Raw genomic sequence first — 13,129 nt, 5'->3', positions numbered from 1 at the left:
GAGCCGGACCTGACCGCGTTCGCCGCCTTCCCCCGGGAGCACTGGACCAAGATCTGGTCCAACAACCCCATCGAGCGCCTCAACCGCGAGATCAAGCGCCGAGCAGACGTCGTCCAGGTGTTCCCCGACAGCGAGTCCGTCACCCGCCTGATCGGATCCGTCCTGTTGGAGCAGCACGAGGAGTGGCAGTACGGCGAACGCCGCTACCTGTCCCAGACCTCACTGCGACACCTGACCGACATGCTCCAGGCCGACAACAGCGCCAGCGACCGCGCCGCCCTGCCCGCCATCACCACCTGACCGGAAGAACACCACACCAAGAGACTTGACCGATTCCCTCGGGATCGTCAGGGACGAGGCGCCGGAGCATCGGCAAGAACCCGCAACCGGCTCGGGCTCGCACTCTCCGCGCCTCCGCCCGAGTCACGGCGGACAACCCGTGCGTCTCGCGCATCTCTGCAGCCGCACCTTCCACTGCGATGCCGCTTCCGCAGAGGCGCCCTCAAGCCAATGGGCCCTTCCCGCCAGAAAGACCCCCGGACCGGCCAGGACCGGCGTGATGACGCGGGAGGCCCCAGTACGACGCAGGGCGATACGATCCCCGTGCGCGTCACCCCCCACTCCGCGCCCATCCCTCCCGCACCACCGCGCCGATCCCCGCCCCGGAACCTTCGACGAGAAAGGCTCGCCGTGTTCGCTCGCGTCTCCGTTCCGGGAGGAGCCGCGGGCCGGGCCCGCGCAACCCGACTACCCTGGTCCCATGACGCCGACGACGCAGACCACCGAGGCAGGGACGGCGGGCACCACCCCGGCCGCCGCGCAGCGCACCTTCATCCCCGTCGAGCGCGGCGGCGGGCGCGTGGACTCCGAGACCGGCACCCTGCGCGAGGTCATCGTCCACCGGCCCGGCCGCGAGATCGCCCGGGTCACCCCCATCAACGCCAACGACCTGCTCTTCGACGACGCCCTCAACATCCGCCGCGCCCAGGCCGAGCACGACGCCTTCACCGCGATCCTGCGCGCCGAGGGCGTCATCGTCCACGACTTCCGCGACCTGCTCGTCGAGACCCTGGCCGTGCCCGGGGCGCGCGAGCTCGTTCTGACCGAGACGGTGGGCCCCAACGCCGTCGGCGTGTCCACCTCGGAGGTTCTCACCGCCTACCTCCAGGGCCTGTCCGACGTCGAGCTCGCCGAGGTCCTCCTGGCCGGCATCACCCGCACCGAGCTGCGCGAGCGCCTGAGCGCCGACGATGCCGCCACTCTGTTCAACACCACCTACCTGTCCACCCTGGGCTGGCAATTCGTCATCACCCCACTGCCCAACCACCTGTTCACCCGCGACACCTCCGCTTGGCTCTACGGGGGCCGCAGCGTCAACACGATGGCCCTGGCCCCGCGCCGACGGGAGGCCGTCAATTACGAGGCCGTCTACCGCTACCACCCGGCCTTCGCCGACCGCGGCCTGCTGTGGTCCGAGCCCCACGGCGCCTCCCCGGCCACCGTCGAGGGCGGCGACTTCCAGGTCCTGGGCAACCGCGCCCTGGTCATGGGTCTGTCCCACCGCTCCAGCGCCGCCGGCGTGGAGCGCCTGGCCACGCGCCTGTTCGACGACGGCGTCGCCGACCGCGTCATCGGCGTCCACATGCCCGACCGAGCCTTCTACACCGAGCTCGACGCCGTCATGCACCTGGACACCCTCATGACGATGGTCTCCCCGGACACCTACCTGCGCTTCCCCGGCTTCAACGACGTCACCACCGTCGAGATCGAGCCCGGCGCCTCCCGCGGCTCGACCAAGGCGGGCGGCGGTGCCCTGCGCGTGACCGTCCACGACGGCGCCGAGATGGACGCCGTCCTGGCGCGGGCCGCCGGGATCGACTCCTTCCGCATCATCAGCCCGGACATGTCCGACGAGGCCGAGGCCCTGCGCGAGCTGGCCCGCGACTCCTGCAACGTCGTCGCCCTCGCCCCGGGGCGCGTCATCGGCTACGCCCACAACCAGGCCGCCAACGACACCCTGCGCCAGGCCGGGGTGGAGGTCATCGAGACCCCCGGGGTCGAGCTCGTCCGCGGCCGCGGCGGTTCGCACTGCATGACCTGCCCGGTCACCCGCGACGCCGTGTAGCCCGACGTCGGCGCCCACCCGCTGCGTCCCGCGTTCGCGGCGGGGGAGTGGGACCCATCGCGGCGGGGCGCCCCGCCCGGGTACGCTCGGCGCCGCTGAGAAAGGACGCGACATGACCGCAGGCCCACCCTCCGGCGGGCGACAGCCCCTGACCGATGCCAAGCCCCTCGTCTTCACCGGCATCCACTCCCGCGTGGGAATATGGTCGATCGTCTTCAGCGTGGTGTTCTTGGCTGTGGTCTTCAGGCCATTGTCTTACTCCTCGTTCCTCCAGGAGAAGTCCGACGGCGGGCTTACCATCGGGACGATCATGCTGCTGATCCAGATCGTCCCCCTGGTGATCGGCGGCCTCGTCGGGATCGTCTTCATCCTGCGTCATCGTCAGCGCCTGCGTGTGGATGCCAATGGGTTCCGCATTCGCGTGGGGAGGAGATTCCGAACGCTGAGTTGGGACCAGGTGCGCGGCAACCTCGTCGTCTCCGTCATCCCGCTGCGAAGCCTTATGAACTTCAACTTGAAACCGCTTCTCCTGCCCGTCATCACGGTGGAGGGCGAGCGGATCGAGTTGCCCTGCCTCATGGGCGATCCGTATTACGAGCGCCGGGCCCATCAGCGCGTGGAGCGGGCCATGGCCGCCATTGCGGCCCGCGACCCGGGCCCCGGGGCCGGCCCCGTCGCCCCGTCCCGTCCGGACGGACTTGTCCTGACGGAGCACAGGGACGACAAGGGGACCGCCTTCATCCTCCTCGGGAGTGCATGCAGTTGCTGGGGGTTGGCGTGGCAGCTCTGGCGGAGTGACTACGCCGACGCGCTCACGCGTATTTGCGCGGGAGTGCTCGTGGCGCTCGGCCTGGCTGCACTGATGTTCGCTCTCCACGGGTCGTCTTTTTTCGGGCTGCGTCCCGATAATGTCACGGTCGTCAACGCCTCCGGCTTGAGGATCAGGCGCGGCTGGAGGAGAAGGTCCCTGTCCTGGGAGCAGGTGCGCGGACATCTGGAGGCGCGCGCCATCCCCCCGAACGGGAAGGGCGGGTTGCGCAGGGGCGGGCCCTGGAGCTGGGGCTGGCGGGCGCAGGTGCACTACCGGGACGGGGAGCGGGACGTGCCCCTGGCCGGCGCCTCACTCATGGCCTGGGATGAGGCCTCGGCACTGCAGCTGGCCTCCGAGCGCATCGGCCTCCTGCGCTCCTACGACCCCGACCCGGCGGCGGCGGCATGGTCGCGGCTCGCGGCGCCGGCCTACCCGCCCGCCGTCACGCCGGCTCAGTACGGGGCTCCGGTCCCGCAGCCCACGGCGCCGGCCCACCGACCCGGCGGAGCGGCGGTGCCCGCTCACCCGTCCGCCATTCCGCCAGTTCAGTACGGAGTTCCGGCTTCGCAGCCCGCCCCGCCGGCCCAGTACGGGATGCCGGTCTCACAGCCCACGGCGCCAGCCTACCCACCCGCCGTCCCGCCGGCTCAATACGGGGCGCCGTCGGACGACTCCTGGCGCAAACCCGGCTCGTACGGGCGGCCCGCATCCGCGCCTCCGTCTGGGAGATCATGACCTCACTGGCGGGGACCGATCCGCGCGAGCGGCGCCCCGACTCGACCCAGTCGGCCGGGCCGCCGCGCCCCGCGCCGCGACCGCACCGCAGTGACCCCGCCCGGCCTCACCGGAGGTCCGCAAGGACGGGGGAACGGCCCGGAAGGTGAGCGAGTTGGTCAACTCGATCGCTCGCCTGATCCGGGCCGTCAGTGTCCTTGTGGATGCCCTCGGCCGGTGGTTCTAGCCGCCGACCTCGGGGACCCATCCGGCTGCAACCGGGTGAGTCCCACCATTATGACACCTGCGGGCCGTCAACGTCCACAGTGCGACGGGACTCGCACCCGAAACGGGGCGGCCCGTGCTCGGGAGGGCAGATGTCGCGAGCAGCCCGACAAGGTTGGCCACACCCCCGGCGGCCCACGCCCGGGAGCTGCCCGACGCCGGCACCCACCCGCCGCGACCCGCGTTCGGGGCGGGGGAGTGGGACCCATCGCGGCGGGGCGCCCCGTCCGGGTACCCTCGGCGCCGCTGAGAAAGGACGCGACATGACCGCAGGCCCACCCTCCGGCGGGCGACCGCCCCTGACCGACGCCAAGCCCCTCGTCTTTACCGGCATCCACTCCCGCGTGGGAATATGGTCGATCGTCCTCAGCGTGATGTTCCTCTCCATTCCTTACCTCTCGTTCTTCTCGTCCCTTAAGAACTTGCCGTCCTTTAGGGAGATGTCCGACGGCGGGCTTAACATCGGGACGATCATGCTGCTGATCCAGATCGTCCCACTGGCGATCGGCGGCCTCGTCGGGATCGTCTTCATCCTGCGTCATCGTCAGCGCCTGCGTGTGGATGCCAATGGGTTCCGCATCCGCACGGGGAGAAGATTCCGAACGCTGAGCTGGGACCAGGTGCGCGGCAACCTCGCCGTCGCCGTCATCCCGCAGCACGCCAGAAGTCCTATAGGCATCAAATTCAACTTGAAGCCGCTTCTCCTGCCCGTCATCACGGTGGAGGGCGAGCGGATCGAACTGCCCTGCCTCATGGGCGATCCGTACTACGAGCGACAGCCCCACCAGCGCATGGAGCGGGCCATGGCCGCCATTGCGGCCCGCGACCCGGGCCCCGGAGCCGGCACCGTCGCCCCGCCCCGCCCGGACGAGCTCGTCCTGACCGAGCACAGGGACGACAAGGGGACCGCCTTCATCCTCCTCGGGAGTGCATGCAGCTGCTGGGGGCTGGCGTGGCATCTCATGAACGATTACGACCTCGATATCCGATATATTTTCGCGGGAGTGCTCGTAGTACTCGGCCTGGCTGTAATGATGCTCGCTCTCTGTGCACCTTTCTTCAGGATGCGTCCCGATGACACCACGGTCGTCGACGCCTCCGGCCTGGAGGTCAGGCGCGGCTGGAGGAGAAGGTCCCTGTCCTGGGATCAGGTGCGCGGACACCTGAAGGCGCGAGCCATCCCCCCGAACGGGAAGAGCGGACTGAGCAGGGGCGGGACCTGGAACTGGGGCTGGCGGGCGCAGGTGCACTACCGGGACGGGGAGCGGGACGTGCCCCTGGCCGGCGCCTCACTCATGGCCTGGGACAAGGCCTCAGCATTGCGGCTGGCCCGCGAGCGCATCGACCTCCTGCGCTCCTACGACCCCGACCCGACGGCGGCGGCATGGTCGCAGCCCGCGGCGCCGCCAGCCCAGTACGGGGCGTCGATCCACCCGTCCGTCAGGACGCCGTCCCCGTACGCGGCGCAGCCCTACCCGCCCGCCCCGACGGCGCCGCTGGACCGCCGACCCGGCGGAGTGGCGGCGCCCGCTCACCCGTCCGCCGGGACGGCGACCTACCCGCCCGCCGCACCGCCGGCCCAGTACGGGGCGCCGGCTCCGCAGCCCTACCCGCCCGCCCCGACGACGCCGTCGGACGACTCCTGGCGCGAACCCGGCCTGTACGGGCGCCCCGCCTCCGCCTGGGAGATCATGACCTCACCGGCGGGGAAGGCGATCGACAAGAAGGAGGGACTCCAGTGACCGCACTCATGGGAAGCACCGCTCGTTACATGTTCACCGTCACCTGGTCGCCCGAGGACGAGGAGTTCGTCGCCACCTGCCTCGAGTTCCCATCGCTCTCCTGGCTCGCCGGGACCCCGGAGGACGCGCTGGCCGGTTTGCGCGAACTGGTTGACGAGGTCGTCGCCGACCTCCGCGAGTCCGGAGAGTCCGTTGGCGGGCGCCGGTGCGCTGCCGGAACGGGGCCCCGGCGGACACCGGTAGGCTGTGCCCGTCGCCCCGCCCGCGGCAGAGAGGAATGACGATGACCGAGCCGAACCCCCTCCCCGTCCCCGACGCCGCCGTCCTGGCGAGCCTCAGGGGCCGCAGCCTGCTGCGCGAGCTCGACTTCACCCCGGAGCAGTGGATGGCCCTCATCGAACTCGCCGCCCAGCTCAAGGCCGCCAAGAGGGCCGGGCGCGAGGACCGGCGCCTGCTCGGCAAGAACATCGCCCTCCTGTTCGAGAAGACCTCCACCCGCACCCGCTGCTCCTTCGAGGTCGGCGCCCACGACCAGGGCGCCCACACCACCTACCTCGACCCGGCGGGCTCCCAGATGGGCCACAAGGAGTCCGTGGCGGACACCGCCCGGGTGCTCGGCCGCATGTTCGACGGCATCGAGTACCGCGGCGACTCCCAGGCCAAGGTGGAGACCCTCGCCGAGCTGTCCGGCGTGCCCGTGTGGAACGGCCTGACCGACGAGTGGCACCCCACCCAGATGCTGTGCGACGCCCTGACCATGCTGGAGCACGCGGGCAGGCCCGCCGCCGAGATCTCCTTCGCCTACGTCGGCGACGCCCGCTTCAACACGGGCCGCTCGCTGCTCGTCAACGGCGCGCTCCTGGGCGCCGATACGCGCATTGTGGCGCCCAGGGCGCTGTGGCCCGATGAGGAGTGCGTCGAGGCGGCCCGCCGCGTCGCCCGGTCCACCGGCGCCCGCATCACCCTGACCGAGTCGGTGGCCGACGGCGTGACCGGGGTCGACTTCGTCCACACCGACATCTGGGTCTCCATGGGCGAGCCCAAGGAGGTGTGGGACGAGCGCATCGCCATGCTGCGCGACTACCAGGTCAACGCCTCGCTCATGGCGACCGCCGGCCCGCAGGCCAAGTTCATGCACTGCCTGCCCTCCTACCACGACCGCAACACCACCGTCGGCGAGGAGATCTACCGGGCCACCGGCATGGACGGAGTCGAGGTCACCGACGAGGTCTTCGAGTCGCCGGCCTCCATCGTCTTCGACCAGGCCGAGAACCGCATGCACACCATCAAGGCCGTCATGGTGGCGACCCTGGGGGACTGACGGGAGGATCCCGGGGGAGGGGCTCCGTCCGACTATTCTTGGCGCATGTGGAGTCCTGCCGTCCGGATGGCGGGCGAGCCGCGCGCCCGCGGCGAGCTCGACCTGGCGGTTCTGCGCGCCCGCGACCGCGCCGGCCTGCTGGCGCGCATCGACCGCGCCGTCGTCTGGGAGCTGCCCGTGCGCACCCGCCTGCACGGCCTGACCCACCGCGACGGCGTCCTCCTCCACGGCCCCGCCGGCTGGGGCGAGGTCGCCCCCTTCTGGGACTACGCCGCCGCCGCCTGCGCCCCGTGGCTCGCCGCCGGGATCGAGCAGGCCGCCGTGGGCCTGACGAGTCTGCCCGTGCGGCGCGAGCAGATCGCCGTCCACGTCGTCATCCCCGAGGTCGACGCCTACCAGGCGCACGCCCTCGTCTCCGAGTCCGGGGCCACCACCGCCGAAGTCAGGGTCGCCTCCTCCCCGGGCTCCCTCAACGCCGACCTGCGGCGCCTGAGCGCCGTGCGCTCCGCCCTGGGGCCGTTCGGGCGCGTGCGCATCGACCTCGGCGGCGCCTGGGACCTGGAGACCGCCCTGCACACCCTGCCCCTCATGGACCGGGCCGCCAGCGGCCTGGAGTACGCCGAGCAGCCCTGCGCGAGCGTGACCGATCTCGCCGTCCTGCGCCGTCGCATCGACGTGCCCATCGCCGCCGACGAGTCCGTGCACCTGTCCGCCGACCCCCTCGCCGTGAGGCGGCTGGAGGCCGCCGACGTCGTCGTGCTCAAGGCCGCCCCGCTCGGCGGGGTGCGCCGCGCCCTGGTCCTGGCGGAGAAGCTCGACCTGCCCGCCGTCGTCTGCTCCGCCCTGGACACCAGCGTCGGCGTCGGCGCCGGGCTCCGGCTGGCCGCCGCCCTGCCCGTCCTGGAGTACGCCTGCGGCCTGGGCACGGTGGGCCTGCTGTCCTCCGACGTCGCCATCCCCTCCGTCCTGCCCGTCCGCGGCTTCCTGCCGCTGCGCCCCGTCCACGTCTCCGAGACCATGCTCGCCGCCGCCGGGGCCGACGACGACCTCACCGCGCGCTGGGCCACGCGCCTGGAGCACATCCTGGCCGCGCTCACCGAGCGTCGCGAGCGGGAGGCGGCCGACCGGTTGAGCCCGGTCGCGGGGCTGCCGCTGTGACGCCGGGCATGGTCCGGTCGGACGGCGGGCGCGGGCGGGGCGCGACCCCTCTCCGGCCATCGGGCGCGTCCTCGTTTCGCATGCCGGGTCTGGACGGGATCCGGGGGCATGAAAGTCGTGGACGTCACATGGGGAGTTCGACCGGTGGTCTCGATGTGGTTTCATTGGCATCGTTCACAGCAAAGTGTCAGAAGCGGTTCCGAGACGACCCAGAACCCGGGTGTTCGCTACGTTTGTTTATCGAGCGGGCCACAAGCCCGAGGAGGATGTCATGAGTTCGCACGACGACGTTACCGGCGCCACACCGAGCAGCGGCGCCACGAATACAGAGCGGTTCAAGCCGCCCGCGGGATGGACCCACCCCGGCCGGTCCTCGGGGTCTTTCGACGAGGACTCCGCTGCCGCCGATGCCGCTCAGGCCTCGCAGGCGGCCGTTACAGCCCGTTACACGACGATGCCGGCCACGCCCCCCGGCTACTCCTTCCAGCGCTCGGCCGACGCGGCCGAAGCAGGACCCGGACCCGGCGCCGGCTACGGGACCGCCTCCAGCGCCCCCCACTCCGCCTCGGCCCCGGCCTCGTCCGCCGGCTACGGGACCGCCTCGGGCTCCCCCTACTCCGCCTCGGCACCCGCTGCGTCCGCCGGCTACGGAGCCCCCTCCCGCGCCGGCGCCCCCTACTCCGCCCCGGCCCCGGCCTCGTCCGCCGGCTACGGGGCGAACTCCTCCGCCGGCGCCGTCTCCGGTCCGTCCTCCTCGACCTCCGCTCCGGCGGGTGAGGGCAGGCCCCCGTCCACCCCGTCGTCGGACTCCTCGAAGTCGTCCGACGGCGCCGAGCGCCGCCGCGGGCCGGGCTGGGGCGGCGTCGTCACCACCGCGGTCGTGGTCGCGCTCCTGGCCTCCGGGGGCACCGTCGCCGGCCTGCACTACTTCAACTACTTCGGCGAGAAGGCCCAGCCCGCCGCCAGCGCGGTGCCGACGAGCGTCGCCACCGGTGCGACCACCCAGATCGTCACCTCCGCGGGCACCGCGCCCGACTGGGAGAGCGTGACCAACGCCGTCGCCAATTCCGTCGTCGCCATCACCGTGAAGACCTCCGAGGGCACGGAGATGGGGTCGGGCGTCATCTACGACGACTCGGGCCACATCATCACCAACCACCACGTCGTCGGGACGGCCAGTCAGATCCAGGTCACCCTCGCGGACGGGCGCATCTACGACGCCGAGCTGACCGGCACGGATCCGGCCACCGACCTCGCCGTCGTCCAGATCGTGAACGCCCCCGACGATCTCACCGTCGCCCAGATCGGCGACTCGAACCAGGTCGTCACCGGTCAGGACGTCATGGCGATCGGCAATCCGCTGGGCCTGTCCTCAACGGTGACCACCGGCATCGTCTCCGCCATCAACCGCCCGGTGGTCACGGAGCAGAAGGACCAGCCGGACCAGTCCCAGGGCGGCTCCCCCGGGGGATCGAGCACGCCCGGGCTCGGGGGCGTCCTGCAGCCCAGCCAGTCGAGCACGAAGACCTGCACCAACGCCATCCAGATCGACGCGGCGGTCAACCCGGGGAACTCGGGCGGCCCGCTCTTCGACGAGACCGGCAAGCTGATCGGCATCACGAGCTCGATCGCCACCCTGGGCTCGTCCTCCTCGGGCTCGAGCGCCTCGGGCTCGATCGGGATCGGCTTCGCCATTCCGGGCAACCTCGCCGTCAAGGTCGCCGACCAGCTCATCAAGACCGGAACGGCGACGCACGCCTTCCTGGGCGTGGCCCTCGACAACGGCAGCGAGAAGGCCGACGGCGAGACGCGCGCGGGGGCCAAGGTCACGACGGTCGAGCCCGACTCGCCGGCGGCCAAGGCCGGCATCGAGGTCGGCGACGTCATCACCGCGATCGACGGCAAGACGACGAACCAGCCCGCCGCGCTGACCGGCTTCGTGCGCCAGTACTCGGCGGGCGACACGGTGAAGCTCACGGTGATCCGCAACGGGGAGAAGAAGGAGATCGAGGTCACCCTCGTCGAGCGGAAGGACTCCTGAGGCCTCCGCGGCTCGCGGGCCCGCTGCGGCGCTCAGCCCTTCCTTCACGGGTCCCGCCGCGGCGGAGCCCCAACCTCGCTTCTGCGGGTTTCCGCCGCGGCGCCTCAGCCCTCCGGGAGCGTGCCGCGGTGGATCGCGACAATGCCCCCGGACAGGTTCTTGTAGCCCACGCCCCGCCAGCCGGCCGCGTGCATGAGCGCGGCCAGCGCCTCCTGGTCGGGCCAGGCGACGATGGACTCGCCGAGGTAGGCGTAGGCCCGGGGGTTGGAGGAGACCAGCCGCCCGACCGCGGGCAGCGCCGCGCCCAGGTAGAAGCGGTAGAGCCCGCGCAGGGCGCGGCGCACAGGCGTGGAGAACTCGGCGATGACCAGGCGCCCGCCCGGACGGGTGACGCGGGCCATCTCGGCCAGGGCCGCCGCGGCGTCCTGAACATTGCGCAGTCCGTAGGAGATGGTGACCACGTCGAAGTCGGCGTCGGCGAAGGGCAGGGCCATGGCGTCGCCGACCACGAATTCGATCCCCGGGTGGCGGCGCCTGCCCTCGGCGACCATGCCGGGGGAGAGGTCGCAGGCGACGACGTCGGCGCCGTCGGCCGCGTACTCGACGGCGGAGGTGCCGGTGCCGGCGGCCAGGTCGAGGATGCGCAGGCCCGGCGCCGCCCCGACGGCGGCCCGGGCCACCCGGCGCCACATGCGGATCTGCCACAGGCTCATGACGTCGTTGGTCAGGTCGTAGCGGCGCGCGACGGCGTCGAACATGCCCGCGACCTCGCGGGGGTCCTTGGCAAGGGTGGCTCGGATCATGGGCCCATCATCGCAGGGGCGGGCCGGCCGGGTCCCGCGCCGGGGCGGGGCCGGGCCCGGCCCGCACGCGTCCGGGGCGACCGGGCCGAACCGATTAAACGGCAGCAGTGCTCTAGGACTTACATCCCAACCCGGAGTCGCAAATTGGTGATGCTCGTCATTTCAAATTGCTGCGCCGGTGGGCCCGCGCATGACGCGCGCGCAGGGGCCCCTGCGCCGGATTCGCACGGAATATCCTGAGATCGGCAGGCGATTCCCGGAGTTCCTGAGGGGCTGGGTACAGTCGGAGGAGGTCCGCCCTGTCCGGAGGGCTGCGGCCGTGCTCCCGCGACCGCCCGACGATCCCGAAGGAGGTGCTCAGACGTGATTGCCACCGATGGTTCGGCGTCATCGCCCGCCGGCCGTCCCGATGACGGTTCCGACGCCGCAGGCTCCGATGCCGCCGGCCGCCCCCGCTCCGGCGCGGGCGACTCCGGCGCCGAGGCCGCCGGCTCCGACCTGAGCGCCGACGTCGTCGTCGTCGGGGCCGGGCCCGCGGGATCGGCCGCCGCCTACCACATGGCCGTGGCCGGTCTGGACGTCATCGTCGTGGAGCGGGGCGAGCCCGGGCGCGACAAGGTCTGCGGCGACGGTCTGACCCCCTCCGCCGTCACCGAGCTCGCCCTCATGGGCGTGGACACCACCAGCTGGCGGCGCAATAAGGGCCTGCGCGTCGTGGGCGGCGGGCACATCCTCCACATCCCCTGGCCCGAGCAGGCCTCGCTGCCCTCCTACGGCCTGGCCCGGCGCCGCACCGAGCTCGACCGCGACCTGGCCGAGCGCGCCGCCGCGGCCGGCGCCCGGCTCCTGACCGGCGTGACCGCCACCGCCCCCCTCACCTCGCCCTCGGGGCGCGTCATCGGCGTCGAGGTCAGGCCGACCCCGCGCGCGGCCCGCCCCGGCGTGACGGCGCCCGCCGAGATCACCGCCCCCCTCGTCATCGACGCCGGCGGCGTGTCCGCCCGCCTGGCCACCGCCGTCGGGCGCGCCAAGGACGTGCGCCGCCCCCTGGGCGTGGCCGTGCGCGCCTACTTCCGCTCCCCGCGCGCCGCCGACGCCTGGATGGAGTCCCGCCTGGAGCTGTGGGACGGCCCGGCCGGCGCCTCCGAGCTCCTGCCCGGCTACGGCTGGATGTGGTCCGTGGGCGAGGGCCTGGTCAACGTCGGCCTCGGCTCGGTCTCCTCGCGCGCCGCCACCACCAGGATCGACTACCGGGCCGTGTTCAACCGGTGGATGGAGCGCGCCCCCGCGTCCTGGGGCTTCACCCCCGACAACCGGGTCGGGCGCCTGGGCTCCGCGGCCCTGCCCATGGCCTTCAACCGCAAGCCCCACTACGCCGACGGCCTCATGCTGCTGGGCGACGCCGGCGGCATGGTCTCGCCCTTCAACGGCGAGGGCATCGCCCAGGCCCTCATGTCCGGGCGCCTGGCCGCCCGGGCCGCCGCCTGCGCCGCCGCCCGCTCGACGGCGGCGGGCCGCGAGAAGGCCCTGGGCCAGTACCCCGCCGCCATGAGCGAGCGACTGGGCGGCTACTACACCCTGGGCCGCGTCTTCGTCTCCCTCATCGAGCACCCCGAGGTCATGCGGGTCTGCACCCGCTACGGGCTGGGCCGCAGGCGCCTCATGAGGCTCGTGTCCAAGCTCCTGTCCGACGGGTGGGAGCGGCGCGGCGGCGACGCCGTCGACCACTTCATCCAGCTCCTCACGAGGATGGTGCCAGCAGCATGAACCCCTACGTCTCCCTGCTCATCATGGCGGGCGTGGCCCTGGTGATCGCCATCGGCGGCCTGGTGCTGTCCGCGATCGTGAGCCCCAATCGGCGCAACCGGGTCAAGACCGCCAACTACGAGTGCGGCATCGACCCGACCCCGGCCAATACGGAGCACGGGCGCTTCCCGGTCGCCTTCTACCTGGTGGGCATGACCTTCATCATCTTCGACGTCGAGGTCGTCTTCCTCTACCCCTGGGCGACGGCCTTCCACCGGCTCGGCTTCTTCGGCCTGAGCGCCGCCCTGCTCTTCATCGCCCTCATCACGGTGCCCTACGTCCTGGAGTGGCGCCGCGGCGGCCTGGACTGGGACTGAGGGCGA

At 72.1% G+C, this 13,129-nt stretch carries 11 protein-coding genes; 10 read left to right on the top strand and 1 reads right to left on the bottom strand.

The window, feature by feature from the left end:
• The 8 genes from G446_RS0110035 to G446_RS0110000 form a co-directional block, all read left to right on the top strand.
• Positions 1-300 (top strand): IS256 family transposase (locus G446_RS0110035; protein WP_026410044.1); only part of this gene is annotated, 300 nt, incomplete at its 5' end.
• 460 nt (positions 301-760) lie between these two features.
• Positions 761-2,125: an arginine deiminase gene (locus G446_RS0110030; protein WP_051285903.1), complete on the top strand. Its 1,365-nt coding sequence runs from the start codon at positions 761-763 to the stop codon at positions 2,123-2,125.
• 112 nt (positions 2,126-2,237) lie between these two features.
• Entirely contained in the window at positions 2,238-3,671 is a 1,434-nt protein-coding gene (locus G446_RS0110025) for a hypothetical protein (RefSeq protein ID WP_026410042.1), read from the top strand.
• A 527-nt stretch (positions 3,672-4,198) separates the two neighbouring features.
• The gene (locus tag G446_RS0110020; protein WP_026410041.1) at positions 4,199-5,677 is read left to right on the top strand and encodes a hypothetical protein; all 1,479 of its coding nucleotides are present in this window, start codon (positions 4,199-4,201) and stop codon (positions 5,675-5,677) included.
• Positions 5,674-5,958: a hypothetical protein gene (locus tag G446_RS17285; protein ID WP_211228285.1), complete on the top strand. Its 285-nt coding sequence runs from the start codon at positions 5,674-5,676 to the stop codon at positions 5,956-5,958. Before G446_RS0110020 ends, G446_RS17285 begins: the two co-directional genes overlap by 4 nt.
• A 2-nt stretch (positions 5,959-5,960) precedes the next feature.
• Positions 5,961-6,998 (top strand): ornithine carbamoyltransferase, encoded by a 1,038-nt coding sequence (argF, locus tag G446_RS0110010; RefSeq protein WP_051285902.1) that lies wholly within the window; start codon positions 5,961-5,963, stop codon positions 6,996-6,998.
• Positions 6,999-7,043: 45 nt separating this feature from the next.
• A complete protein-coding gene (locus tag G446_RS0110005; RefSeq protein WP_051285901.1) occupies positions 7,044-8,156 on the top strand; it encodes an o-succinylbenzoate synthase in 1,113 nt (370 codons plus the stop codon).
• Between the two features lie 271 nt (positions 8,157-8,427).
• Positions 8,428-10,197, top strand: a complete 1,770-nt coding sequence (locus G446_RS0110000) for a S1C family serine protease (protein ID WP_026410038.1) — start codon at positions 8,428-8,430, stop codon at positions 10,195-10,197.
• A gap of 104 nt (positions 10,198-10,301) precedes the next feature.
• On the opposite strand, the gene G446_RS0109995 is transcribed toward G446_RS0110000, so the two are convergent.
• Positions 10,302-11,000 carry a demethylmenaquinone methyltransferase gene (locus G446_RS0109995; protein WP_026410037.1) on the bottom strand — a complete coding sequence of 233 codons (699 nt, stop codon included), beginning with the start codon at positions 10,998-11,000 and terminating at the stop codon, positions 10,302-10,304.
• Positions 11,001-11,498: 498 nt separating this feature from the next.
• Here G446_RS0109995 and G446_RS0109990 point away from each other — a divergent pair, with 498 nt between their 5' ends.
• Together G446_RS0109990 and ndhC are read left to right on the top strand one after the other, a co-directional pair.
• Entirely contained in the window at positions 11,499-12,767 is a 1,269-nt protein-coding gene (locus tag G446_RS0109990; protein WP_026410036.1) for a geranylgeranyl reductase family protein, read from the top strand.
• Positions 12,764-13,123: an NADH-quinone oxidoreductase subunit A gene (gene ndhC, locus G446_RS0109985; RefSeq protein ID WP_026410035.1), complete on the top strand. Its 360-nt coding sequence runs from the start codon at positions 12,764-12,766 to the stop codon at positions 13,121-13,123. Before G446_RS0109990 ends, ndhC begins: the two co-directional genes overlap by 4 nt.
• The last annotated feature ends 6 nt before the right edge of the window (positions 13,124-13,129 follow it).

This window comes from Actinomyces dentalis DSM 19115, assembly GCF_000429225.1.
Lineage (GTDB): Bacteria > Actinomycetota > Actinomycetes > Actinomycetales > Actinomycetaceae > Actinomyces > Actinomyces dentalis.
This window is presented reverse-complemented; position numbering and strand designations above follow the sequence as displayed.